Genomic DNA, 24612 nt, shown 5'->3' on the forward strand with positions numbered 1-24612 from the left:
CTAGCTTTACAACTGCTTCCCTACGGTGTCTCCTCTAATGTATCAGCCGCTTATATCTGCAGTGTTGCTACCCGCTACTCACTATTCTCATCTCACATGAATCCAGCTAGCCAAACATGCCCTATTCCTCGTGGGGCAGCCTCTTCTGTTTGCCGAGTATCGGCACGGCTTTTCCGGGTGCTGTGCTGGGTATGTTGGTTGCTGGTTGGCATCGGTGCCGGTTCGTCGTGCTATGGACAACGTGTTAGTCGCCCGCAATCTAATCCAAGAAGGGTAGCTAGCACCGTACCGCAACACGTACTCACGGAAGCGCTTCGCCAAGCCAACGTGCCCGGTATGCAGCTAGTATATACTCACGGCCCAACCGTGACCTCGTACAACGTGGGTGTGCGCAAAGCTGGCACTTCGCAGCTTGTCACGGCAGCCAGCACGTTTCAAGCGGCTTCTTTGGGGAAAGTAGTGCTGGCCTACATCACCTTGCGCCTCCGCGACCGGGGACTGCTGACGCTTGACACGCCCCTATTGCGCTACTGCCCTTACCCCCGACTCCAGCAAGACCCGCGCGCGCAGGCCATTACGGCCCGTATGGCTCTGGCCCACAGCACGGGCTTACCGAACTGGGCCGAGTCTCCGCTTAGTCCAAACTGGTCTGCCTCGCCGCTCGCGTTGCGCTACACCCCGGACAGCTGTTGGAATTACTCAGGCGAAGGCTACGTGTGGTTGCAGAAAGTGCTGGAACACCTAACAGGCAAATCATTGGAGACGCTTGCGCAGGAAGAAGTATTTCAGCCTTTGCACATGGCTCACAGTAGTTTTGTGTGGCACGCGGCTTTTTCGACTACCGCTTGCACCGGTCATGATGAGAAAGGCCAACCTACCACTATCCAGCAGTTCAGCCAGCCTTACGGAGCCTATAGCCTACTCACCACAGCCACCGATTACGCTATCTTTCTGCAAGCCTTGACAACAGGCCGAGGCCTACAGCCGGCTTCCTATCAAGTAGTACGTACGCCTAGTAATTCTGCTTCGCGGTGCCGTAGCACCTCGCTTAGCCCCGCGGATGCAGCTGTGGCCTGGGCTTGCGGAGTAGGCTTGGTTGCAACCAGCCACGGACCGGCCTTGTGGCACTGGGGCAACAATGGGGACTTCCAGGGTTTTTTCATGGCATTTCCTGACACCAAGGAAAGTCTGCTGCTGTTGACGAATAGTGCCAACGGCTTGCGCTTACCTGAGCGCCTATTGCCTTTGTTTTTTGGTCCTGGGCAGTATTGGGCAATGCAGTGGCTGGCGGAAGAAAAGTAACACACCAGTAGCGCAGGGTGTTAGCAGCAGTTAACGTGAAGCGTGATGAGTCTGTGGTTATTTCCGGCGCAGAGCAGTTCAGTGCTGTAACTGATAGCTTCAATGTATTCTGGATGCGTTGTAGTGTCGGCAACCTCGGTTTGGCAATTGGCTAGCAGCGCCAGTAAAGAGTAGAGCTTCCTTCACACTAGGGTCGACAGTAGTGGTCATGATGGACCCCAATACGTTCTGAGGGCCGCTAGATGCATCTAGCGGCCCTCAGAACGTATTGGGGTAGTTATTTCTTCGGCTCATCTGGCAAATGCAGAGCAGGCAACCTGCTTTTTACAAAGCCCAATCGGCACTGCCTGCTGCGGCATAGAAATTATTACTGTAGACCGAAGCTACGCCCACTTTAATGCATGTGAGAGTAGCACGAGCAGGAAACAACCTATTGAGCAGCAAGAATTTGCTGAGCAATATCCGTGTGCTGGTCGTCTGCTTGTTTTGCTTCTTGCACCGAGGCTTTCAACTCTTGCTCTGTTTGGGGAAAGCCAGCAGAAGCAGCGTAAGAGGCTACGGTACCAAATGAAGCAATCCAGTAGTGCAGGGCCATTTGGCCGCTGGCAATGATACCTAAATCACGCACGTCGTCGGATTCTGCTTTCGCGCGGATTTCTTTGCTCACTTGGTAGTGTGCCTCTAAGATTTCGTTTTTCTGTTCTTCCACGCCACCTACTTCGGCAATAGCCCGATCTAGGCGCTTTGCCCACTCTTTGGACGTCTCGTTGCCTTGTTGTAGTGCTTGTTTTAGGGCCGGATTCTTGGCGTCCTGCTGAATTTCGTCTGTTGCGGCTGCCGCTACTTTGCTACCTGCCAGTTGCGCGGATAACCCGTCCTTTACCAGTTGTTTTAAGTCGTCAGTATTCATGTAAATATTCTATACTAAGTGAATAACAGGACTATCCTGTTTGATTGTCTTAACGGATGCTACTTCCAGTTGTTCCAGCTACATTCTTACGTGCGCATGTCTTTGTCATTATCTAATTATCAACAGCTTACTTATTATGTTCTTTCCTGTCAGTCAGATTGAGCTTCTCTTCAATACAGCTATAATAGATAATTACAATTCTACTCTAAGGGTATGTAGTATGAATAAAATGCAAAATTGATAGTATATCTATGTGATTGACTGCCAGCCATGTGCTAGTCATGGAAATAAGGAATTAGTATAAAAACTACGGCCCGAGCGGTAGTTGTCAAAACCTAGTTTAACCATACTGTACTTATGAATTGTAAATCAAGATATTAAAGTAGGTATGCTGATTGTTCGCTCTCGAAACGCTTAGGCAAGAAGCCCATATTTTGTAGGTAAATATTCCCCCGCGCAACCATTTTGTCTAGGATAGCCTCCCACAAGTATCGATTTCTCTTCTTCTGTATTTCTATGCGTAGCTTATCTATCATTTTACCACTCACTCTGCTCCTGCTAAGCAGCACCGGAGCTACCGCCCAAATTGCTGACTCTACTGCTCGTCCGATTGATCGTGTGCCTACGAGGTCTGGTACGCTGGTTAAAGTGAGTACGGGTCTCACCCGAGGCTTAGGGAGTGGCTATTGGGGAGTGTCGTTGCCGGTAGTAGTAGGAGCTGAGCATCATCTCACTTCTGCTATCAGCGTGTACGGCAACGGATTTGCGGGCATCAAACTAGGACGTAGTAATCCGCTTGCTGATGGTTCTCGCGCTCCGCTTATCCATGAATATGGATTCGACCTGGGGGTGAGATACTATTACAATCAAGAGAAACGGCGTCAGAAAGAGCGGGCAACGGGTCCATTCGTGGGTAATTACCTTGCTGTGCAGACCACGACTGTCTTCAATCAACTGCATTATAACCCCTACCGATACTCCACGCTCACTGCCATTTGGGGGATGCAACGCCGCCTTGGCAAGTATGGCTGGTTTGATGCGTACGTGGGCGCGGGGGTTGACCGGAGGCCCGGTTATACCTACTACAGCCCATACGGCAATTTTAGGCAGCGCTCCTACTGGGAAATAACCCCGGAGCTAGGCATCAAATTCAGCCTGGGTAGTCGCATCACCACCCACTAGCTTTGCAACAGCACAGCAAAAGTACCCAGAGCAGGTACTTTCGCTGTGCTGTTTTTCACTAGGACATGCTTAGTAAACTCCGCTACCTAGCGGAAAGTATTTGCTATTGCTCTAGCTGCTGAGGGTAAGCAGCTTGGAGCCAGATGCACGAAGAAAAACCGCCCAATTTGCGGGCCAACGGAATCGGGTAGTTCTGCATAAAAGTCTCCTTTTAGCGCGGGATTCACTAAAAACGGTAGTTGTGCGTGTACATTTGCGCCAACTAGCATCCCCTCTGTGAAGGCTTTTTTCTCCTACCTACTCATCCTACTCGTGCTGCTGCAGACCTTCAGCCGGGAAGTGGTAATGGTAGACTTCCTGCTGAACCAGGCCGCCATTACGGCCCGTTTCTGCGTGAACAAGGCCCGGCCACAACTGCACTGCAACGGCAAGTGCCATGTTGCCAAACAACTGAAAGAGCAGGATGAGCGGGGAAACAAAGCGCACAATCTTCTGAAAGAAAGCCCGGAAATGCTGCCAATAGCCTTCCGGCTGCTACTGCCTGCTACCCCCAAGCGCTGGGGTGGCATTCCCGTGGGCTATGGCCCCTACCGACCAGCCGAAGTGCCAGTTGCTGCTGCGCGAGGCGTATTTCGCCCGCCACCTGCCTAGTCGGTCCCATTTAAGCGTAACCGTGTGCGTTATTGGTCCTGCTGCAGGTAGGACCCGGTACCGGCGTGGGGTGTCTATTGCTGCTGGCTATCAATCAAATAGTTAGCAGGTGTCGCCTGCGTTTTCGGTGCCCACGGTGTATGGGCTTTTACTGATGGCCTTATGGCTTTGGCCAAGCTGACGGACTCTGACCGCCGGCCATTCCTTCACCCTACTTATCTGCTTTTCAGGCTGGACTGCGCCGGCTGACCGCGCCGCTATACCCTTACGGTTCATTTAGCCGTGTCGGGGAGTGGGAGCGGCTGCGCGCCTGTTCTAGTCGAGGCTTCTGTTGTATGAAACACTTGGTAGCTGCATTGTGTATGCTCTTACCTCCATTGGCCGCATGGGCCCAAACCACTATCAGAGGGGAGGTGCGCGAGGGCGAGGGGCCCCAGGTAGGCACACCCCTTGTGGGGGCCCTTATCAGCAGCCCGCAAACTAACCACGTAGCCACTACCGACAGCACTGGGCGGTTTGAGTTGCGGGGCCGCGAGCCTATCACCACCCTTACTGTTAATCATTTAGGTCATCAAGCACAAACCCTACGGGTGGGTCCGGCCAATTCGGTTCTGCGCATTGCGCTGATGGCCGACGCGGCAACGACGCTGGCAGAAGCCACCGTGACCTCGAAATACTATCGGCAGTACACCACCCAGACTATATCCAGCGCACTGCGTTTACAGACGCCACTGCTCCAACTTTCACAGGACATTCAATCGGTGGGGCCGGAGGTTATTTTCGACCAGGGCAGCTTCAACACCACCGAAAGCGTGACCCGCAACGTGAGCGGCGTCATCCGAAACGAAATATCCAACAACCTGGGCCCCAACCTGTACATGCGCGGCGGCCAGATTGCCAGCCTCCGCAACGGCGTGGATTTGACGCCCTACTACCGGGGGCCCGTTCCGGATGATGCCGCCATTATCGAGCAAATAGAGTTTGTGAAGGGGCCGTCACTTTTCATGAACAACATTGGCGACCCGGCCGGAAGCTTCAATATCGTGACCAAGCAGCCCACCGGCGGATCCCGCTACTCGGCCACGGCTATGTTGGGTAGCTACAACTTTTACCGCTTGGCCGCCGACCTTGATGGCAAGCTCGACAAGCCAGGCAGGTTGCTTTACCGCTTCAACACCATGGCCCTGAGTACGAAATCTTTTGTGCCAGGTGACTACAACCGGCGCCTGTTGGTAGCGCCGGTGCTGAAGTATCAAATAAGTGACCGTACTGCTGTAACGGCTGAGTATAGCTTTCAGACGTTCACGTACGGCCTCTACAGCCCTATTGTGATGACTCCGCGGGGCTTTGGCACCTTACCGCACGACTTTACCATCAGTGAACGGAGTGTGGGCCCTATTCGGGCGCAGAATCAGTCGGGCTTTCTCACGCTTTCTCATCAGTTCAACCCCCACTGGCAGCTTACGGTACGGGGCGCCTTTCTGCAAGAGAAAAGTGAGGGCATCTACCTTTGGGTGACGGGCTTGAATCCTAACAACGCCGATGTGCTGCTGCGCAACCCCAAGTACGATTTGGACCGCACGCGGGTATTTTCCCAACAAGCGTTTCTGAATGGCCGATTTACTACCGGCGCGCTTACCCACCAACTGCTGACAGGTGTGGATGTAAACCAGAAACAGTTCCAGGCCGTCGACTACCTAACGTATAACACGGTCCCCACGGCTGGGGGTACTACCCAACCCGTGTACTACCCCCTCAATGTGACCAACCCGGTATACGGTGCCGAAATTCCAGGTTACCGTTCGCCCGGTGGGCTTGCTTCCCGCAACACCTCGCAAACCATAAACTACTACTCGGCCTACGTTCTCGATGAAATAGCTCTTCTGGCGAATAAGCTGCGCATTACGCCTGGCTTGCGCTACACGGCTGTAAACAGCAACAACCACGTGCTAGGCGCCAGCAGCAGTTCTCACGACCAGGTAGTTACCCCTCGCTTGGGCGTCAGCTACAGCCTATTGCCCAGCCTCTCGGTGTATGGCCTCTTTGACCGCACGCTAGTGCCGCAGGGCGGCATAACAAGCAATGGCACGCCCATCGACCCGTTGCGGGGCCTCAACCGTGAATTGGGAATCAAGAAGAACTGGCTTGATGGCCGCTGGACGTCGGCCGTGGCCGTGTACTACATTACCCGGTCCAGCATTGCTGCCTCCGACCCTACTAATGCATTGTACCGCATTCAGGTAGGTAAGAACCATGCTCAGGGGGTAGATTTTGACCTTATGGGTCAAGTAGTACGCGGCCTGAATGTGGTGGTGAACTACGCCTATACCGACTCCCGCATTGATCAGGACGTTAATCCGCTGCTGGTAGGAGTGCGCACGCCGTTGTTTGTCAAGCACGTGCAAAACGCTTGGCTTAATTACGAGCTACCCGCCCGGCTGGTGCGAGGCCTGAGCTTTTCCCTGGGGTATCAGTACCAAGCGGGCCGGGGTGGGCGCTACGCCGTGGCCACGCCCTACCCCATACCCGATTTCTTCCGGCTAGATGGAGGCTTGGGCTGGCAGTCGCCCCATCTGAAAGTAAACCTGGTGGTCAACAACCTAATGAATCACAATCTCATTACTACTCCCTGGCTGCGCAACGGGCTCTACTACTGGATACCGCAGGCCGGTACCAATGGTCGGCTGTCGGTAAGCTATACTCTCTAAGCGCCTGGTACACTCTGCTCAACCTTATGCTACAAGCTGAACAACTCACCAAGCGCTTTGGCGCACATTTGGCCCTCGACCACCTGGATTTAGACATCCGCAGCGGGGAGGTCTACTGCCTCCTAGGGTCTAACGGGGCTGGTAAATCGACGACTATCAACATCTTTCTGGGCTTTCTGCCCGCTACTAGCGGCCGGGCGCTGATTGATGGACTGGAAGTATCGGTAAACAACCACGCTACCCGCAATATGGTGGCCTACATCCCCGAGGTTGTGAACCTCTACCCTACGCTCACGGGGCTCGAAAACTTAGCCTTTTTCAGTGGCCTCTCGGGCTACGCCTACTCGAGGGCCGAATTGAGAAGCTTTACCCAGACAGCCGGCTTGCAAGACGCCGCCCTCGACCAGCGTGTGGGCGGCTACTCCAAGGGGATGCGCCAAAAGGTGGGCATTGCCATTGCTCTAGCCAAGCAAGCCAAGGCATTGTTTCTGGATGAGCCCACCTCGGGCCTAGACCCGCACGCCAGCAATGAGTTTGCCCAGGTTATCACCCGCCTTAGCAGCCAAGGCGTGAGCACCCTCATGGCGACCCACGACTTGCTGATGGCCAAGAATCTTGGTCACCGCATTGGCATTATGCACCAAGGTCGCTTGCAGCAAGAGCTGCACTCCGAGGCCGTATCCTACGCCGAATTAACCGACTGCTACCTCACCACCGTCAACCAGTCCGTTTAAAATGATTCAGCTTCTACTCAAGAAAGAGCTGACCGAGCTGCTGCGCACCACTAAGGTTACCTGGCTGCTAGTGGGGCTGGCCGCCCTGCTGGGGCTGGCCTTATATAACGGTTACGCATACTCCACCACGCGCAGTCAGTTTCTGCGTGAGTCCCAGCACATCACCTACCAGCAGTTCATTTCACAGGGCGACAAGAACCCACACCTAGGGGCCCACTTCGGCTTTTACGCGTACAAGCCTACTGCCGACCTAGCCTTGGTAGACAACGGGCTGGAGGACTATACTGGCAATTCCTTTTACCTGGAGCCCCACCAGCGCGGGGTGGTGAAGTTCCGGGAGGTGAGCGATGCTACGGGATTGCGCAGCTTCGGCTTCCTGAACGCCGGCTACTTCGCCCAGTTTATTTTGCCCCTGTTCATTTTCTTGCTGACCCACAACGTGTTTGCCAAGGAGTGGGAGAATGGTACCATCAAAATGGTGCTCAGCACTCGGGTACAAGCCCGGCAGCTATTTACTGGCAAGCTGCTGGCCTGCGGGTTGGTAGTGGGCGCCGTGGTAGCAACGCTGGCACTGGGGGCGCTGGGCCTACTACTGGTACAGCGCGGGGCTGCGGGCCTGGGCCCGGTGCTGCTCACCTATGGCTGCTACGTAGTGGGGCTGACGATGTACGCCGTACTGCTCACGGTACTAGGAGTAGCAGTGTCCCTGTTGGCGCGCAGTTCGGCGCTGGCCTTGGTCGTGCTGGCAGGCTTCTGGCTGGTAGGCGTATTTTTGGTACCTCGGCTGGCTGGCGAACTGTCGCGGCAGGTATATCCGTCTATCACGGCGGTAGAGTTTGACGACCAAACCTTTCGGGAGAAGGAGTACGGCATGGGAAACGAGGGCACCAAAGACCACCGCCGCGCCCTGCTGGAACAGCGCACCCTGGCGAAGTACCACGTTAAGCGCCTAGAGGACCTTCCGGTTTTCTACATCCCCATCACCATTGAGTACTTCGAAGAAACTGATGGCCTCGTGATGGACCGTGCTTACGCCGCCGTTGAGCGCAACGAGGCCCGCCAAAACGCCTTTGTGCTGACCAGCGCCGTGCTGTCGCCCTTCCTAGCGTTCCGTGACTTTTCCTTGCACCTGACCGCTACCGATATAAATACGCATAATGACTTTGCCCAACAGGCGGAGGCCCACCGCCGCCGCGTAGGCAGGGTAGTGGATGCCTTCTACCAGAAACACACGGTAGCCAGCAATGACTTTTGGAAGACAGTGCCGCAATTTGCTTACTCAGCGCCGGGCCTGGGCTGGCGCCTGCACAACGCGGTGGCTCCGTTGGTAATTCTGCTGGTGTGGCTGGTAGCCGCCGGGGGCATGGCCGTCTGGGCCTACCGTCGCCTGACAGCCTAGGGCTGCTTGGGTTTTCTTCTTGCGGCGGGGCAGTTACTGGCCAGCCTTAACCAACTAGTATCATGCAGGCTTCTTTGTTCCGCGTGCTCTTCAGGCACGAGCTTATCTCCCTATACCGTAATCGGGTGCTGATTACCCTTTTTTCCATTCTGCTGGTGCTGCTCGTTGGGGCTCTCTGGATGGGTAGCAGCCGGCTGCACCAGCAGCAACGCACGCTAGGCCAAATTAGAGCGCACCGGGTAGCGGCGCAAGACAGCCTCAAAGCGCGCATCCGGCGCATCGAAGCTCACGGTATGTACTACCCCGGCTTCATCTGGGACGACCCCACGTATGCCTACAATACTGCCCGCAACGAAGGCCCCCAGTATGCCGTGAAGCAGCCCTTTGTCCTGCAAGCCCTGGCCACGGGGCAGAGCGCGATGCAGCCGTTCTACTACAAAGTATACATCACCCGGAAGCAAGCCCTGGTGCACGAGAGCGAGATTGACAACAGCTTTTTACAGTTTGTTGACACCTTCGATTTTTCGTTCGTGGTGGTGTATCTGTTGCCCCTGCTCATCATCGTGTTTACCTACAACCTGCTGTCCTCGGAAAAAGAACAGGGGACGTGGGTACTACTCAAGACTAGCAACCAATCTATTGCCCGGCTGTTGCTGGGGCGGCTGGGTATTCGCTACGGGCTATTCACGGCTGCTGTGTGGGCCGTAGTAGTACCAGTGCTGACGCTGCTAATTGGGCCCAGCTTCCTGGCTACTACTAACTGGTGGTGGCTGGTCGCGTTTGTGGCGGGCTATTTCGCGTTTTGGTTTGCGCTGGCTTTTCTGGTCAATAGCTTCTCGCTCAGTTCCAACCTCAATGCCATGAGCCTGATTTTTCTGTGGTTGCTACTGGGCCTGCTACTGCCCAACCTGCTGCAAATCGGCCTGAACCGGGTTTACCCTATCCCCAGCCGCATTGCGCTGACCAAGGCTGAGCGCGAAGCCACCAACCGTTACTTCGAGAAAGATGGTCAGTTGCTCACCAAAGAGGTATTCAACAGCCCGCGTACCCTTATTCGGCAGGCATCCATCGTCACGCCGGGTATGGTGTACGGCTACGGCATCATTGTATCCAAGAGTCAGATCATCAAGGACCAGGCAACACGAGTAGCGGAGAACAACCTCTACGGTCAGGTTGAGAAGCAGCAGGTGGCCATTGGGCAGTTGCAGTGGTTAAGTCCGGCCTTGTTGCTACAAGAGGTGTTAGCTACCCTGGCAGGAACTCACTGGCACCAGTTCAACCGGTTCAGCCGCGACGTAGATGTTTTCCGGGAGCACACGCAGCAGTTTTTTTATCCCAAAATGGCGCTGGAGAGTACTTACCGCACATTTACAGTGAAGGATGCGGACGCCATTCCGCAATTTCAGTCGCGCGCATACGCTACCTACTCAGGGCAGTATCTCGGCCGCGTATTGCTACTTCACGTAGTTGGTGTGCTGGTGTTGATGGTGCTCGGGTATCGGCGGTTACTTCACGCCAGCCGGTAGCAGATGCTCAGTGTGGGAGTATCCTTGCGTTCGGATGAGCTATATAGCACCTTATCTGTTGCTGAGGCAGATCAGCTGCATAGGGACTTTATCGATTTCAAGCTACTTGTTTTCAGGATGCTACGGCCAAACGTGCTTGTTACCTGAAGCAACCAACAAGCACGTATCGGTGGAAGCTGGAAAACAGGTGACTACAGCAAGAGCGAAGCCGTACCTATAGCGCACGGTGAACTTCTGCGCCTGGGCTATAACCAAGAGACGCTACTACTTCCTACGCCGCTGCCGGCAGCGGCGTAGGAAGTAGTAGCGTCTCTTGGTTATAGCCCGCCGCACCTAAGTGAGGTAGTTGATCTGCGTCGGAGAGTGATGCAGAAGAGAAGGTGGCGTGTTCCGTTTGGAGAAGCAGAAGAGCAACCATCGCCAGCAGTGGCTGCTGGGAGGGAAGAGACTGGGTGGTTGGCATAGGTGGGTGCAAAACGAGAAGCAGAATACCCAAAGGTATTCTGCTAATTATCTGCCCGTCAAGGACACAATGCTCGAAATTGTGACTAGCACCCTCCGCAGATGAAACAGCACCTTACCAGGAGGAAAGCTGCCAGAAGCCTGCAAACGGCCTTTTAGTAGCACTACGTTGTGTTGACTTACCCCTTATATATTCTTTTTTATTGCGGGTATTTGTTCGGCTAGCCACGCCACGGCCTGCGCCTGCGAGGTGGCCACGTAGCAACAGGCGCCTTGCTGGCGTAGTTGGGTCAGAAAATCGGCAAACCCAACCCGTGCAAACAAGCCGTGGGGAGGAATGAGAGCATAGCACCACGCACCGGCTGCTTGCGCGCGCGGCAGCCAATCATAAAGCAGCCATGTGTGGTAGGATACGGGAAAGGAAAGCAAGGGAACTTGCTTGACGAGGATCTTGCCCCATCCCGTGTGCTGAACGCAGGCCAGCACCCCATTCAACACTACTTGTGCGGCTGTCAGAGTCCACGGTGTTTGTTTCCACACCACCTGCACGTAAGCTCCCTCCCGCTCTTCCGTGATAACGGCCAGCGAGTTCTCGAAGCAGACGGGTGAGGTAACGGGTGGGGGCAGCATACAGGGCGACAGTAGTAAGTAATCTATGTCAAATACGAAACACAATCAAGACCTCGCGTCAGACACTAGGGTGGCTTACACCAGTTCCTTACTACGGTAGTACCGGACACTTTGTCTACACAAGAATCCACTTACTAAAACGGCCGCATTGTACTTCAGCTGTACTGCTATTCTTTGAGCTAGCTCTACTACGTTAATTGAACAAACACATACGCGGCGGGCTTTACCCAACTTCCAACAGCCAAGCTCTAGCAACTGCGCGGCTAGAGAAAAACCGACTATGCAGTCGATACAACCGTTTGGCTTCGCGGAAGACGTCCACAGCCTCTAGGCGCAACTCCAGCGGGATGGCCGTGACCACAGCCACGCGGCGCAGATAGCCGCTTCCGGCTGAGCGGGGTAGCCAGTCCACCATTAGCCAACTCAGAAATTCTTCGCCGGCTCCTACTAGGTGCCGCTGGTCGGTGAGCAGGCGCTGACAGCCCGTTCGGCGCAGCAGCTCCAGCACGGCTTCCATAAGCGTTTTTGCCGCCGCCGCTTCCTGGGAGCCTGGTCCCCACACCACCTGGAGGTAGCCTTCGGGTAGCAACCCAATTTCACCCGCAGCAAGAAAATAGGAAAGGGACATGGCAAGACCGGTAGAAATGCTTAGTAAGGAACTGGACGCTAGTCTAATATACGAGTTTATTGCCTAGCTGATCCGTAGTTATCACGAGTGAGGCAAGAAATAGCATAAGTATGTTTGCAACATCGGTTTGCACATATACTAGTTCGCTTTTATGCCCACCTCCTTTGCTATTACAATTTCTCCTCACCGAAGCGGTATGAGTTTGCAATTACGTGGTACCTGCTGCCAAGTGGCCGAAATGGAGCAATTCATTCAGGTGATAGAACAGGCTCTGCAACAGCAAGTGCGCACGCTCTGGATCGACTGTGCCCACTTGCAGCAGCTAGACAGAATGGGTCAACAAGCCATTTTACAAGTTGAACGGTTGGCGGCCGCCGCGCGCGTAGTCACCTACTGGTATGGCTTTTCTAGCCTGATTATTCAGCAGTTATCGGAAACCGGGCTACACTTACTTTTGCGCAGCCTGCCTGCCAGCAGCTACCGGCCTACTTCTGATAAGTAACTCAGCGTAGAACCTCCACAACGGCTTTGGGGCAACCTAGTATTTTCGAGTTGCTTGTCAGAGGGAATGCGCTAAGTGTTCTACTTGGGTACTGACTCCCTACAGGCACGGAGTAGCGCTTTAGAATGACATGGGCTAGATTCCCATATCAGAATGTGTTCCGTGCTTTAATACTGTATTGTAGTACTGAGGTATTCACTTGCACGAGCACAGCGGCATTTAGGGTAGGCAAGCTCAGATTAGTAGGTCAGCGAATAGAATGTCGAACTACCCTTTGCGTAAATATTCCAAAACCAGTTATTGCGCAGTAAGCTAGCAGTACACCAGCTTACATAACAAAGTAGGCTCACCCAACGAGAAGTTATAGGACTACTTACGCAAGATGCGCTTTTTGCCTTCCGGTTAGGAGTCCTAGTCCAAGCTGCCCGTTTGACTGTAAGCCCCACTTTTAATCGAGGTTGGGGTCGCCAATCGACATTAAGCGTTTTCGCATAGCGCATTAAACTCAAGGTTTTTTGCTCGTCGGCAACACATAGGTTCACCTCAACAGAAATTCTTGCCTTACATGCTTAAAGGATACGTAACAATGCCGTAGCTTTGCAGCATGCTTCAACCAAAAAACTTGTTGATGAAGCGTGGAACCCTGCTCGGCAAGGAACCGCGAGTGGGCCGGAAGGTCTTTGCCACTATCGGTTCTCCCAATTTTGCCTCTGGCATTTCCGTTGTTTTTTCTGGGTGTTGCCCCGTTACCGTTTCGGATTCCGAAACGGTTTTTTTATGTCCGTTGAGTTCGTCGGCTACCACCCCCGCAGCTATTGCATAGTTCATACCTCAAACGCTAAACCCACCCCTACCTCCAATGGACGCCTATACTCCTCACTCAATTGTGGCTGCTGCCACCATCGCCTCGGTCCTTGCTGGTAGCCCGTTTCTCCGTCAGGAGTAGCAGGTAGACTTCACATTGTTCCTTTTAGCTAGACGACCTCACTTTTCCTCTACTTCGGTATGGCACGTAAAGACCTGCTCGACATCGCATCCCTTCACCGTGAGGAAATCGAGTTCCTGCTCGACCAATCCACGTCGTTTAAAAAACTGTTCACCCACTCGGTGAAAAAAATCCCCGCCCTCGAGGGCAAGTCCGTGCTCATGCTGTTCTACGAGGCCAGCACCCGGACGCACTCCTCCTTCGAGGTCGCGGCCAAACGCCTCTCGGCCGAGGTGACGAATTTCGACGTGGCCCACTCCTCCATCACCAAGGGCGAGTCGGTGCGCGAGACAATCGAGACGCTCCAGGCCATGCGCACCGACTACATCGTCGTCCGCCACAGCCACCCCGGCCTGCCCGGCATGATTGCCCGCCAAACCACGGCCTCGGTCATCAATGCCGGCGACGGGGCGCACGAGCACCCCACCCAGGCCCTGCTCGACGCCTTCACCATCCGGGAAAAATTCCCCGACCCCCGGGGCAAAAAGGTCCTCATCATCGGGGACATTCTTCACTCCCGCGTCGCGCGCTCCACCAGCACGCTGCTGCAGAAGCTGGGCGTCGAAATCGCTTACCTCGGCCCGGGGTCGCTGGTGCCCAAGTATGTGCCGGCCAGCATCCGCCGCTTCACCGACTATGAGGCGGCCATGGCCTGGGCGCCCGACGTGGTGTACCTGCTCCGCGTGCAGATGGAGCGCCAGGACGTGCAGTTTTTTCCCAGCGTCCGCGAATACCACCGGGTCTACGGCATCACCACGGCCCGCCTGGCTGAAATCCGCGACCGGGGTCTCTACATCATGCACCCCGGCCCCGTGAACCGGGGGGTTGAGCTCTGCGACGCCGTCATGGACTACGAGCGCAGCCTGATCACCAACCAAGTTGAAAACGGCATCTCCATTCGCATGGCCGTCCTCGACTGGCTCACGCCGGGCGGAGAGTTTCCGAAACAGGAATCGTATGTCGCCCAGCAGCGGGCTAGCTCGAAGCTCGTGATGCCCTAACCCCGGGACGCGGCCGCTCCCTCCACTCTTCCATTTACCTCTCTCAAAGCCTTCGCCGGTTACCAGCTTTTATCACTTCATGCTACTCCTTCAAAACGCCCGCATCGCCTCCGAAAATTCACCCGTACTGCTTGAGAGCGATGTCCTGATTGTCGAAGGAAAAATTCAGGACCTCGGCAGCAACCTAGCTATTCCCGAGGGGGCCCGCGTCATCGACGCCCGAGGTCGAATTCTTATGCCGGGCATGTTTGATGCCCACGTCCATTTCCGCGCCCCCGGGTTTGAGAACAAGGAAACCATTACCACGGGGAGCGAGGCCGCCATCAACGGCGGCATTACCGGTGTGGTCATGATGCCGAATACCCGTCCCGCCCTTGACTCGGCGAGCTCAGTGGCCTCCGTACTGGAAAATGCCAAGCACCGGTCCCGTATCCCGGTATACACCTCCGGCTGCGTCACCAAGAACCGCGAGGGCAAGGAGCTGGCGGAAATCGAGGGCATGCGCGAGCTCGGGGTGAAGATGCTCACTGACGACGGCGATACCACCAGCGACCCGGCGGTGCTGCTGCGGGCCATGCAGTACGCCACTGAGTTTGGGATGTTTTTCGCCAGCCACTGTGAGGTGCCGGAGCTGGCCGGGCCACGCGCCCTGAACGAAGGGGTGATGAGCTACCGGCTCGGCATCAAGGGCTCGCCGTCCTGCGCGGAGGAAATCATCATTGACCGCGACATCCGCCTGGCCCGGGCGGCGGGCGCGCACGTGCACATCCAGCACGTGTCCAGCAAGGAAGGCATGGAAACCATCCGCTGGTGGAAATCCCGCGGCGATGTGAAGGTGACGGCGGAAGTGGCCCCGCACCACCTGCTCTTCACCGACGAGCACATCGGCGACTACGACACGAACTACAAGATGAATCCGCCGCTACGCACGCAGGCGGATTGTGATGCCCTGCTCCAGGGGCTCATCGAAGGCGTCTTCGACCTTATCGCCACGGACCACGCGCCGCACACGCCGTTTGAAAAAGCCCAGGATTTCATCAGCGCGCCCAATGGCATCACCGGCCTGGATACGGCCCTGGTGTCGCTCCATCACTTCTTCGTCGAGCCCGGCAGGTTCGGGTGGGACGTGGTGGTGAAGCGCTATTCGGCGGAGCCGCGCCGCCTCATGGGCCTGCCGGTGGCTGCCATCGAAGTTGGCCAGCCAGCCGAGTGCGTGCTGTTCGACCCCGCAGCGGAAACGACCTTCACGCGCGAGTTCATGAAATCCAAATCCCAGAACACGCCCTTCATCGACCAGACGCTGAAGGGCCGGGTAGACCTAGTGATTTTGGGCACGGAAATCCTGCTGGAGCGCTAGCCGTTCGTGGCGCCGAGACCAGTCTTTTTCCGGCGTGGTTTCGAATTTCGCGCCACCGCTGGTGTCGCAGCGTTAGATTTGTGGCCGCGGTAAAGGGTGTCCAACCGGATGCCCTTTACCTTTTTTCACCACCGGCGGGACAGTTCGCCTCCTCGTCGCCCGCGACCGGATTCAGTTTTTTTGACTACCCGGGCATGCTCCGCCCCCTTACTAAAACCATTCATGAGTACCCTTCCCCCCTCCCCCAGCTCCGTTCCGGGCAAGCCCCTGGTCGGGGTGGTCATGGGCTCCAGCAGCGACTGGGACACCATGCAGCATGCCGTGCAGATTCTCTCCGCCTTTGGCGTGGCCCACGAAGCGCGCGTGGTGTCGGCCCACCGCATGCCCGACGACTTATTTGCCTACGCCGAACAAGCCGGCCCGCGCGGCTTGCAGGCTATCATCGCAGGGGCGGGTGGCGCCGCCCACCTGCCGGGCATGATGGCGGCTAAAACTACGGTGCCCGTGCTGGGGGTGCCGGTGGCCAGCCGTCATTTGCAGGGGGTAGACTCGCTGCACAGCATCGTGCAGATGCCCAAGGGGGTGCCCGTAGCCACCTTTGCGATTGGCACGGCCGGGGCGGCCAATGCGGCCTTGTTCGCGGTCAGCCTGCTGGCCCTGCACGACCCGGGCCTGGCGACCAAGCTCCAGGCGTTTCGCGCCGAGCAGACCGAAGCCGCTCGCGCCATGACCCTGCCGGTATGAGTCTAGATAGTCACATAACTGCCATGAACCCAATTTTCCCGGGCAGTGTAGACGCCGCGGGCCAGCGGGCTACCCTGGGCGTAATGGGGGGCGGCCAGCTGGGCCGCATGTTTGTGCACGCCGCCCAGCGCCTGGGGTACTTCACCGCCGTGCTGGACCCGGACGCGCAAAGCCCGGCTGGGCTGGTAAGTCACCACCATATCCAGACCAGCTACGACGACCCGGCCGGGCTGGCGCAACTGGCCCACTTGTGCCAGGCCATCACCACCGAGTTTGAAAACGTGCCCGCCCCAACCCTGCAGACCCTGGCGCAAACCCGTCCCGTGGCGCCGGGCGCGGCCGTGGTGGGCATTGCCCAAAACCGCATCGCGGAAAAAGCCCACTTCGCGGCCTGCGCGGACCTGTCGGGGGTGAGCTGCGCGCCCTACGCGGTGCTTGAAACGCCGGCCCAGCTGCGGTCCGTGCAGGCCGAGCGGGCGGATTTGCTGCCCGGCATCCTGAAAACTGCGCGCCTGGGCTACGACGGCAAGGGCCAGGTCCGCGTCAAGACCGCCGAAGAACTGGCCGCCGCCTGGGCGGAGTTGGGCGGGGCCGCCTGCGTGCTGGAAAAGATGCTGCCGCTTACCGCTGAGTGCTCGGTGCTGGTGGCGCGCGGCTGGGACGGGCAAGTCGTCAGCTTCGCCCCACAACGCAACGTGCACGTCGATGGCATTTTGGCTGTCACCCACGCCTACGAAGGCAATATGCCTGTAGCCCTAGCCGATAGGGCTCGTGACGCTGCCATCGCCATAGCACACCATCTCGGCTATGTCGGGGTGCTGTGCGTTGAGTTTTTTGTAGTGGAAGACGGCAGCGAGCATGGAGGCCTAGTAGTCAACGAAATGGCACCGCGCCCGCATAACAGCGGCCACTACACGCTGGACGCTTGTGACGCGTCGCAGTTTGACCTGCAGGTCCATGCCATGGCGAGCTTGCCCTTGCCACAGCCGCGCCAGCATTCCCCGGCCATCATGCTAAACCTGCTGGGCGATGTGTGGTTTGACGCCGAAGGCCAACTGCATGAGCCGGACTGGCAGGCTGTGCTGAGCTTACCAGGAACGCACCTGCACCTGTACGGCAAAGCAGACGCGCGCGCAGGCCGCAAGATGGGCCACCTAACCATCACCGGTCCGGATGTTACTAGTGTCAAAACCGTAGCGCGGCGTGCCGCCAGTCTGCTCAACTTACCAGGACAGGACGCCATCTAGCTGCCAGCGGCTGAGTATAATCGAGTCAACCAAACGATGAAGTCCTTCTTACCACACATAGAGGGGTAGATGCACTCTAAGAACAAACGGTATACTAGGGGCTTGCTTTCCGATAGATGCGCGTTTTGTATGGTAAAAAAGTCCGGTACGCCAGGGCTATCAGCACGTACTCACCGCACTCTTGGTTAATAAAATACTGAAAAACAAGCCATTGTAATCGATTGGGTAGTGCCTGTCTAGGGTTCAGCAGCCTCTTGGTTACTAAAAAAAGACACTACCATTGCTCTAAAGGAAATCATTCGGTTACGGTTTGCCTATGTTAGCGGGGTAGTAGAATAGTACCCCGCTAACATAGGCTCTATGCACCCGCTGCGCGCGTATCTCCACCGCTTCATTCCTAAGCTAACGGACGCTGACTGGCAACCGCTGGCTGAGGCTTTACGCCCGCGCCACTTGGCTCGCGGTGAGCATTTTGTGCACGCTGGTGAGTACCGCCCTGAGTTAGCAATGCTGCTCAGCGGCGCTTGCCGCCTCTACTACTCCCGCCCTGATGGAGAGGAACGTACCACCTTTTTCTTCTTCGAGAACCACCTGCTGGCGGACTACGCCGGTTGTTTGACGGGCCAACCTAGCAAGCTGAGCATTCAGGCCCTAACCGATACGGAGTTGGTTGTTTTTGATTACGCAGTGTTGCGCCAACTCTACGATGAGCGGCCGGTCTACGAGCGGTTTGGGCGTTTACTGGCCGAATATCTCCTGCTTGGCACCGATGCCCGCCTAGTCGAGCAGCTGTTACTTTCGCCCGAAGAGCGCTACCGTGCGTTATTAATCAGCGGCAAAACCAAGATTCTAGAACGCATTCCTCAGCATTTGGTCGCCAACTACCTCGGTGTCACGCCCGTTTCGCTGAGCCGGATCAGGGGGCGAGTGGCGCGCCATGCGGGCAAATAAAGCAAGAGCCACAACTGTGCATGCCGCACACTGCATTTCTTAACTTTTGTTATCGTTGCGTGGGGCCGAATAGGCGGAAGTTTGGGGTAGGTATAACGCTCACCTCATTCACCCCCTTCTCATATGAAAACGCTGCTGAAAACAGAAGAACTAGCCGAAGCTTTCTTAGCCCTAGTTGTCTTTGCCTCCCTGCCCTATGCTTGGTGGGTGCTACCAGCTACCTTCCTACTCCCCGACCTTAGCATGATCGGCTACGTGGCCGGCCCGCGCGTGGGCGCATTCTGTTACAACGTTGCTCACCATAAGGCACTGGCGGTGGTAGGAGTACTAGGATGGTGGCTAGGGCTACCCGTGCTGATGCTAGCAGGCACAGTACTCCTCTTCCACAGCGCCTTCGACCGGATGCTGGGCTATGGCCTTAAGTACATGACAGGCTTTCAGGATACACATTTAGGGCGTGTAGGAACAAGTCAGGCAAAGCACTAGCCAAACTTTGTAGAGAATAGATAGGCTCGGTGGTAGCAATTGTACTTATAGGATAACGTAGGTCGGAAAGTTGTAGTCGCCGAGTACTAATTCAATCAGTGCCACTAAGTTGGTTGCCCGGTTTAGATTTGTGGGGTGCGAGCTATTTCGGCTTTATAGCATCAGGGCTTAACACTGTTGATGCTAGTAATTGGGGTTGGCGGTTAGCTATGGCGTAGTAGGTATCCTGACGTATTCTAGTAAGGTTTTCTACAGAAAAAGGTGGGTAACTTGGTGCTGTTCTTATGCTGCCATACGCTGGCTGTTTGTAGCCGACGGGCGCCCGTACTCGCTTTATACTGATGAACAGGTTTGACCGGGTCACGGCTATCCTTCTCCAACTACAAGCCAAGCGGGTAGTTAGTGGCCCTACCTTAGCCCAGCAGTTTGGTGTAAGCCTGCGCACGATTTACCGAGACTTGCGCACCTTGGAGGAAGCCACGACCCTACTCACAGCCGTACTGACGGCCCAACTAACCGATGCGCCCACGGCCCGCTTTAGTGGCGCAGCCATGGACAAAGTGCGGGCAGTACTGCGCCGCTCCGAACGGGACCACCTAGCAACCATTGCGCCGCATGTTCAGGTCTTCGCCCCGCGCAACTAGCCCGCAGATTCAACAATCTACCAGTAATTGGTAATGGCAATAGCTACGCGCCGCCTCGTACGGCTGCACTACCAGGCGTTGGAGGCGCAGGCCCCTACTACCCGCGATATTGAGCCCAGTGGTTTGTACCTAAGTCGACACTGGCACGTGGTGGTGTATTGCCGGCTACGTCAGTCCTTTCGCGACTTCCGCCTCAACCGTATTCAACAGCTTGACTTGCGCGCCGAGGTGTATCCGGCCCGACCCAAAACTCTGCAACAGTATTGGGCCGACGCGGCCCATCGACGGCCAACCGAGAAGGTCGTGCTCCGCTACTAGCTCGCGGCAGTGCTGCCCGCACTAGCGCAACAGCAAGGATGAGTTACTGACAAACCTGACTCTCTACTGGGCAACCGATACCATTGGTTCTTCTTTTGCCCCCTACTACCAAGGTGACCCAGTACCGCAGGGGTTAGGTACCCCAAAATTCAGGTGCCCACGGGCTTTACTACCTTCGGCCACGACTTACTGCGGGCACCCCGCCTCTTTGCCGAACGTTTCTATAACGTCCAACAATGGACTGAAATCCCAGCGGGTGGGCACTTCCCGGCCCTTGAGGAGCCTAAGGCGCTTGCCGAGTCTCTACGAAACTTTTTCCGGCCGCTCCGGTAGCGCTGGCCATGTGCGCCGGTGCAGCAACCAGCATGCTACCGAGTTAACAGTAAGCTATTAGGCGGTGAGTGGCGAAGTTGCGACTAGGTCACGTTTAATCTGCTGCATAACTTCGTCTAACTGCTGCGTAATACAGGCTGTCAGGGCAGTGAGGGGCTCCAACTGAAACTCACCCTGCCATTGATCGAGCTCCGTGACGGCAGGAAGCAGATGATGCATCCGCAGGTGGGACAGACTGGGCCGGAGGGTGTGCGCCGCACTTTTCAGCCGAACGACATCCTGCTCTTGCAGCCCCTGGGCTAGGTCTTGGAGAATCTCTTCGCTGCTTTCCACGAAGGTTTCCAGGATAAAAGCCACGAAGCTTTGGTCGCCCTGACCTACTGCTAGTAACTCATCCACCTGGTACAGCGCGGGGGGTGGGGGAATAATAGGGGCAACTGCTCCTACTATTGCCCCAACCCCTGCGGCGTGGGGTACCACCCATTCACTTACGATCTGTAGCAATTCGGCTTCCTGAAATGGCTTTGCGAGGTAGCCGTTCATGCCCGCCGCCAAGCATTTCTCCCGCTCCCCTTTGATGGCATTGGCCGTGAGAGCCACAATGGGCGTGGTAAGCTGCAGTTGCTGGCGTAGCGCCGCCGTAGCCCCATACCCATCCAACACGGGCATTTGGATATCCATCAAAATCAGGTCGAAGGTTTGCTCCTGGGCCAGTGCCACGGCCTGCTCACCGTGTTCTGCCTCGGTTACTTGCACCTGCGCCTGCTGCAAGAAGGTCTTGGCTATCTGACGGTTGAAGCGGTTGTCCTCTACTAACAGTACCTGTTTGTGGCGCAGGTGCTGCCGCAGCGGGCTATCCTCAGTCAGCAACACCTGCGGCAGCAAGTCTTGATCTCCGCCAATGGGTAGGCGCAACGTAAACTGCGTAACCGTACCCCGGTGCTTTTCGCTTTCCAGTTGCATGTCGCCGCCCATAAGCTTCACTAGGTTGCGGCAAATAGGCAAACCCAGACCCGTACCACCAAACTTGCGCGTTACAGAAGCATCCTCCTGGCTAAACTCCTGAAAGATGTGCGCCAGAAAGGCTGGTTCAATGCCCACACCCGTATCGGTTACCCGAAACAGAACATCTACCGAGCTATGGGGCGCGTCGGCGGCCAGCTCGCACGAAATAACTACCTCCCCTTTTTCAGTAAACTTAATGGCGTTGCCGGCCAGGTTTAGTAAAACCTGTGTAACGCGGTATGGGTCGCCGAGCAGTACGGGAGGAAGACCCGGCCCCGCTTCGGCCCGCAGACATAACCCTTTTTCCTCAGCCTTGTAGTGAAGGGTTTGCTTTACCTGCGTCAGCAACTGAGCCGGATCGAAACCGACTTGCTCCAGTACCATCTTGCCTGCTTCTAGCTTGGAGAGGTCCAGAATATCATTGATGATGACCAGCAGGTTGTCGGCCGAGGTGGTAATGGCTTGCTGATAACTGGTCTGAATTGGTGTAAGCGGCGTTTTAGCCAGCAATTGACTCATGCCCAGAATGGCGTTCATGGGCGTGCGGATTTCATGGCTCATATTGGCCAGGAAAATCTCGCGTGCCCGCACCGCCGACTCGGCCGCTAGCTTGGCGTGGCGCAACGCCCGCTCCGTGGCTACTCGCTCCGTCACATCAAGGCCGTAGCCCAGAATCATGTGCAGGGAGCCATCGGGACGGAACACGGGCTGCAAACACCGGTACAAGTGACGGTCGCCATCGGGGCGCAGGAAGGTTTCCTCGTACGTTACAAGGTCTTTGTTCTGCACTGCCCGCTCTAGTTGAGCGTGACGCTCGTGGGCCATGGCAACCGGCCGTTGAGTGCGAGCAAAGTAGTCGAAGTTATCTTTACCAATTACCCACTTCCGCATTTCCGGGTCCTTGATGCCGCTGGCATTTACAAACAGGTATCGGAACTGGTCATCGAAAACGCCCACGTCACAGGGCAACTGGTCTAGCACAAACTCATAGAACGCCCGTTGGGCGGCTAACTGTTGCTCTACTTGTCGGCGCTCGGTAATGTCTACGCCCATGCCTACCATCATCCGCAACGAACCATCGGGGGCAAATACTGGCAGGAAATGCCGCTGCATGTGCTGAGGTCCGGTAGCGGTTTCCTGTACTTCTTCCCACATAACGGGGGTGCGGGTTTGCACGGCTTGCTCGAAGCTCTGCTGGCGCTGTAGGGCTAGTTCCTGGGGGCGCTGGAAGTGGGTGAAGTAAGCAAAATCATCGTGCTCGATAACCCAGTTGCGCATATCTGCGTCCCGAATGCCGTTGGTATTCACGAAACAGTAGCGGTGCTCCGTATCAAACACAGCCACTTCCACGGGCAGTTGCTGCAAAATGGTCTCGTAAAAATCACTCGGCGCGCTCGAAATCGTTTCGGAAGAGCGCGCGGCCATCAGCTTAGTTAGGTAGAGGGCAACGACGCCCTCAGCGGTAGGCGTCGCTTGAGCTACGTAGCACTGCCCGGCTACGTATACTTCCTGCTGCTGAGAAGTATTGGTGCGAAGAGCAGCTTGGGCCAAGGCCTGCAAGGGGCCTTGGTGCCAGGCAAGTTCTTCCCCAGCCTGAGCGGCTACGGTAGTAGCGGCATCGTTGGCGTATTGCACCTGCCCATCGGCCGAAAGCTGCACTACTGGCTGCGGGTGCTGCGCAAGCAGCCTGGAGGCCGGGTCAGCTTGAAGAAGGGAAGGGCTACTTTCGACTACTGCGCCCGACAAGCTCGCAAGCTGCGCCTGCGCAGTAGCTAGCTGTAGTTGCAGGGCGGTTATGTAGTCTTGAGCCCAAGTACGCCACGCCTGCTCGTCGGCGGGAGGGGCAACTGAAGGGTCATGAAAACCAAGCGGCACAGGAGCAGCCATCTAGTATAATTACACACGGTGATGATGCAGCAAATGTAACTAATCTGTGACGCGCTATACTATTGCCAACAGATGAATAGTTTTATAATAACTTTGATTATTTTAATATGGTCCTTTGTATTATACTTTTTATTTAAATTAAAACATCTACTATGAACTTGTTCTTATTAAAATTGTCATATTTTATGCTGTTTCAATCCGATAAATTTACTTATTATCATACGGCTGTTTAATTAGAACAAAAACAGGTACTAGGCTATAAGCTAATATCACCGTAGGGAGCTATTACCAGCCTATACAATGCCCCTTCTAGCCTTACCCCCTAAGCGGTTCTGCCAGCATCAGCGGCTGAACTCAATTATAGTTATTCATGCTAGTCAACTCTCCTAACAGAGCGTCTTATGGTGGTCTTAAGTAAGCTCGAAAAAGAGTGTTACCAGCTTACTATCATGAGATAAAGGCTTGTCTAAAATAAAAATTTGGATTTTAGAAAAATGCGCTGGTACATTTGCAACATCAATTCTTTCCCCCACAAAGGATTGTTTTTATACAGAGGCGCGGAGAGACAGGCTCGATGAACCGCCGACAACCCCCGGAACATCCGGAACGGTGCCAAGTCCTGACCATATAAAAACAACAAAGCCGTGAAGCCCTTCACCAGCACCACCGTTAGTATCCGCCGCCACATCGCTTCGCAGCACGGCTGTTATGGCATGATGCGGGGCCCCGTCTGTATGCGGACGGTGAGCCGGGGCTGCTAAGGTGCGAAGCGGATTCGCTTTCCTTTCTTCCCGCCTCACCAGGCATCATAGGTCCCGTTTCTGGGCCCTTCGCCAGCTTTTCAGTGCCAACTCGCCCGGCCAATGGGTGAACTATGGTCAGTTGGCAGCTTAGTCTGAGCTTACTGCTACTTCTTGCCTAAGCCCTGCCTCCCATTCCCGGAGCAGGCTTGGTGGTCTCTCCGAGCACATTCTGCCCATTCCGCCGCGGTGTAATCACTCGGTGGCGCTGGCCAGTGTG

At 55.8% G+C, this 24612-nt stretch carries 21 protein-coding genes and 1 riboswitch; of the genes, 16 read left to right on the forward strand and 5 right to left on the reverse strand.

From position 1 onward, the window contains the following. The first annotated feature begins 96 nt into the window (after positions 1-96). The gene (locus tag CHB83_RS19995; protein ID WP_089333968.1) at positions 97-1302 is read left to right on the forward strand and encodes a serine hydrolase domain-containing protein; all 1206 of its coding nucleotides are present in this window, start codon (positions 97-99) and stop codon (positions 1300-1302) included. A 430-nt stretch (positions 1303-1732) separates the two neighbouring features. Here the strand turns inward: CHB83_RS19995 and CHB83_RS20000 are convergent, their stop codons facing one another. Continuing rightward, positions 1733-2212, reverse strand: a complete 480-nt coding sequence (locus CHB83_RS20000) for a YciE/YciF ferroxidase family protein (RefSeq protein WP_089333969.1) — start codon at positions 2210-2212, stop codon at positions 1733-1735. A gap of 516 nt (positions 2213-2728) precedes the next feature. On the opposite strand from CHB83_RS20000, the gene CHB83_RS20005 reads away from it, so the two are divergent. From CHB83_RS20005 to CHB83_RS20030, 6 genes are all read left to right on the forward strand, one after another. Further along, the gene (locus CHB83_RS20005; RefSeq protein ID WP_143437222.1) at positions 2729-3394 is read left to right on the forward strand and encodes a hypothetical protein; all 666 of its coding nucleotides are present in this window, start codon (positions 2729-2731) and stop codon (positions 3392-3394) included. Positions 3395-3670: 276 nt separating this feature from the next. Beyond that, the gene (locus CHB83_RS20010; RefSeq protein ID WP_052695716.1) at positions 3671-4045 is read left to right on the forward strand and encodes a hypothetical protein; all 375 of its coding nucleotides are present in this window, start codon (positions 3671-3673) and stop codon (positions 4043-4045) included. 362 nt (positions 4046-4407) lie between these two features. Then, positions 4408-6753 carry a TonB-dependent receptor domain-containing protein gene (locus CHB83_RS20015; RefSeq protein WP_179225580.1) on the forward strand — a complete coding sequence of 782 codons (2346 nt, stop codon included), beginning with the start codon at positions 4408-4410 and terminating at the stop codon, positions 6751-6753. Between the two features lie 26 nt (positions 6754-6779). Beyond that, positions 6780-7487 carry an ABC transporter ATP-binding protein gene (locus CHB83_RS20020; RefSeq protein ID WP_089333972.1) on the forward strand — a complete coding sequence of 236 codons (708 nt, stop codon included), beginning with the start codon at positions 6780-6782 and terminating at the stop codon, positions 7485-7487. A gap of 1 nt (position 7488) precedes the next feature. Then, complete coding sequence (locus CHB83_RS20025; RefSeq protein WP_089333973.1) at positions 7489-8886, forward strand: ABC transporter permease subunit; 1398 nt, start codon at positions 7489-7491, stop codon at positions 8884-8886. A gap of 62 nt (positions 8887-8948) precedes the next feature. Next, complete coding sequence (locus tag CHB83_RS20030) at positions 8949-10412, forward strand: DUF3526 domain-containing protein (RefSeq protein WP_089333974.1); 1464 nt, start codon at positions 8949-8951, stop codon at positions 10410-10412. A gap of 271 nt (positions 10413-10683) precedes the next feature. Here the strand turns inward: CHB83_RS20030 and CHB83_RS23635 are convergent, their stop codons facing one another. The 3 genes from CHB83_RS23635 to CHB83_RS20045 all read right to left on the reverse strand — a co-directional run bounded on the left by CHB83_RS23635 (position 10684) and on the right by CHB83_RS20045 (position 12132). Continuing rightward, the gene (locus CHB83_RS23635; RefSeq protein ID WP_143437223.1) at positions 10684-10875 is read right to left on the reverse strand and encodes a hypothetical protein; all 192 of its coding nucleotides are present in this window, start codon (positions 10873-10875) and stop codon (positions 10684-10686) included. A 185-nt stretch (positions 10876-11060) separates the two neighbouring features. Beyond that, on the reverse strand, positions 11061-11504 hold the full coding sequence (locus CHB83_RS20040) for a hypothetical protein (RefSeq protein ID WP_045690686.1): 444 nt from the start codon (positions 11502-11504) through the stop codon (positions 11061-11063). Between the two features lie 223 nt (positions 11505-11727). Next, complete coding sequence (locus CHB83_RS20045; RefSeq protein WP_045690687.1) at positions 11728-12132, reverse strand: hypothetical protein; 405 nt, start codon at positions 12130-12132, stop codon at positions 11728-11730. Positions 12133-12328: 196 nt separating this feature from the next. Between CHB83_RS20045 and CHB83_RS20050 the strand changes: the two genes are divergently transcribed. From CHB83_RS20050 to CHB83_RS20095, 9 genes are all read left to right on the forward strand, one after another. Beyond that, the gene (locus tag CHB83_RS20050) at positions 12329-12634 is read left to right on the forward strand and encodes a hypothetical protein (RefSeq protein WP_045690688.1); all 306 of its coding nucleotides are present in this window, start codon (positions 12329-12331) and stop codon (positions 12632-12634) included. A 1005-nt stretch (positions 12635-13639) separates the two neighbouring features. Next, entirely contained in the window at positions 13640-14620 is a 981-nt protein-coding gene (locus tag CHB83_RS20060; protein WP_089333977.1) for an aspartate carbamoyltransferase catalytic subunit, read from the forward strand. Between the two features lie 79 nt (positions 14621-14699). Further along, positions 14700-15977 carry a dihydroorotase gene (locus tag CHB83_RS20065; protein ID WP_089333978.1) on the forward strand — a complete coding sequence of 426 codons (1278 nt, stop codon included), beginning with the start codon at positions 14700-14702 and terminating at the stop codon, positions 15975-15977. Positions 15978-16199: 222 nt separating this feature from the next. Further along, entirely contained in the window at positions 16200-16721 is a 522-nt protein-coding gene (purE, locus tag CHB83_RS20070; RefSeq protein WP_089333979.1) for a 5-(carboxyamino)imidazole ribonucleotide mutase, read from the forward strand. Between the two features lie 23 nt (positions 16722-16744). Beyond that, the gene (locus CHB83_RS20075; protein ID WP_218823205.1) at positions 16745-17968 is read left to right on the forward strand and encodes a 5-(carboxyamino)imidazole ribonucleotide synthase; all 1224 of its coding nucleotides are present in this window, start codon (positions 16745-16747) and stop codon (positions 17966-17968) included. Between the two features lie 360 nt (positions 17969-18328). Next, entirely contained in the window at positions 18329-18919 is a 591-nt protein-coding gene (locus CHB83_RS20080; protein ID WP_045690627.1) for a Crp/Fnr family transcriptional regulator, read from the forward strand. Between the two features lie 123 nt (positions 18920-19042). After that, the gene (locus CHB83_RS20085) at positions 19043-19405 is read left to right on the forward strand and encodes a DUF4260 domain-containing protein (protein WP_089333981.1); all 363 of its coding nucleotides are present in this window, start codon (positions 19043-19045) and stop codon (positions 19403-19405) included. Positions 19406-19746: 341 nt separating this feature from the next. Continuing rightward, entirely contained in the window at positions 19747-20049 is a 303-nt protein-coding gene (locus tag CHB83_RS20090) for a helix-turn-helix transcriptional regulator (protein ID WP_089333982.1), read from the forward strand. Positions 20050-20082: 33 nt separating this feature from the next. Continuing rightward, positions 20083-20367 carry a WYL domain-containing protein gene (locus tag CHB83_RS20095; RefSeq protein ID WP_089333983.1) on the forward strand — a complete coding sequence of 95 codons (285 nt, stop codon included), beginning with the start codon at positions 20083-20085 and terminating at the stop codon, positions 20365-20367. A gap of 390 nt (positions 20368-20757) precedes the next feature. On the opposite strand, the gene CHB83_RS20100 is transcribed toward CHB83_RS20095, so the two are convergent. Beyond that, positions 20758-23592, reverse strand: coding sequence for a hybrid sensor histidine kinase/response regulator (locus tag CHB83_RS20100; protein ID WP_089333984.1), 2835 nt, complete (start codon positions 23590-23592; stop codon positions 20758-20760). Between the two features lie 542 nt (positions 23593-24134). After that, positions 24135-24226: riboswitch (SAM riboswitch) on the forward strand. The last annotated feature ends 386 nt before the right edge of the window (positions 24227-24612 follow it).

It is taken from the genome of Hymenobacter mucosus (genome assembly GCF_900188255.1).
GTDB classification, from domain to species: Bacteria; Bacteroidota; Bacteroidia; order Cytophagales; family Hymenobacteraceae; genus Hymenobacter; species Hymenobacter mucosus.

Bases quoted from the DNA above. Each gene is read 5' to 3' on its own strand.
- CHB83_RS20020 (WP_089333972.1), top strand. From the start codon at position 6,780: ATGCTACAAGCTGAACAACTCACCAAGCGCTTTGGCGCACATTTGGCC.
- CHB83_RS20065 (WP_089333978.1), top strand. From the start codon at position 14,700: ATGCTACTCCTTCAAAACGCCCGCATCGCCTCCGAAAATTCACCCGTA.
- CHB83_RS20095 (WP_089333983.1), top strand. From the start codon at position 20,083: ATGGCAATAGCTACGCGCCGCCTCGTACGGCTGCACTACCAGGCGTTG.
- CHB83_RS19995 (WP_089333968.1), top strand. From the start codon at position 97: ATGAATCCAGCTAGCCAAACATGCCCTATTCCTCGTGGGGCAGCCTCT.
- CHB83_RS20040 (WP_045690686.1), bottom strand. From the start codon at position 11,504: ATGCTGCCCCCACCCGTTACCTCACCCGTCTGCTTCGAGAACTCGCTG.
- CHB83_RS20030 (WP_089333974.1), top strand. From the start codon at position 8,949: ATGCAGGCTTCTTTGTTCCGCGTGCTCTTCAGGCACGAGCTTATCTCC.
- CHB83_RS20025 (WP_089333973.1), top strand. From the start codon at position 7,489: ATGATTCAGCTTCTACTCAAGAAAGAGCTGACCGAGCTGCTGCGCACC.
- CHB83_RS20005 (WP_143437222.1), top strand. From the start codon at position 2,729: ATGCGTAGCTTATCTATCATTTTACCACTCACTCTGCTCCTGCTAAGC.
- purE (WP_089333979.1), top strand. From the start codon at position 16,200: ATGAGTACCCTTCCCCCCTCCCCCAGCTCCGTTCCGGGCAAGCCCCTG.
- CHB83_RS23635 (WP_143437223.1), bottom strand. From the start codon at position 10,875: ATGCCAACCACCCAGTCTCTTCCCTCCCAGCAGCCACTGCTGGCGATG.
- CHB83_RS20080 (WP_045690627.1), top strand. From the start codon at position 18,329: ATGCACCCGCTGCGCGCGTATCTCCACCGCTTCATTCCTAAGCTAACG.
- CHB83_RS20045 (WP_045690687.1), bottom strand. From the start codon at position 12,132: ATGTCCCTTTCCTATTTTCTTGCTGCGGGTGAAATTGGGTTGCTACCC.
- CHB83_RS20060 (WP_089333977.1), top strand. From the start codon at position 13,640: ATGGCACGTAAAGACCTGCTCGACATCGCATCCCTTCACCGTGAGGAA.
- CHB83_RS20085 (WP_089333981.1), top strand. From the start codon at position 19,043: ATGAAAACGCTGCTGAAAACAGAAGAACTAGCCGAAGCTTTCTTAGCC.
- CHB83_RS20050 (WP_045690688.1), top strand. From the start codon at position 12,329: ATGAGTTTGCAATTACGTGGTACCTGCTGCCAAGTGGCCGAAATGGAG.
- CHB83_RS20090 (WP_089333982.1), top strand. From the start codon at position 19,747: ATGAACAGGTTTGACCGGGTCACGGCTATCCTTCTCCAACTACAAGCC.
- CHB83_RS20100 (WP_089333984.1), bottom strand. From the start codon at position 23,592: ATGGCTGCTCCTGTGCCGCTTGGTTTTCATGACCCTTCAGTTGCCCCT.
- CHB83_RS20075 (WP_218823205.1), top strand. From the start codon at position 16,745: ATGAACCCAATTTTCCCGGGCAGTGTAGACGCCGCGGGCCAGCGGGCT.
- CHB83_RS20000 (WP_089333969.1), bottom strand. From the start codon at position 2,212: ATGAATACTGACGACTTAAAACAACTGGTAAAGGACGGGTTATCCGCG.
- CHB83_RS20015 (WP_179225580.1), top strand. From the start codon at position 4,408: ATGCTCTTACCTCCATTGGCCGCATGGGCCCAAACCACTATCAGAGGG.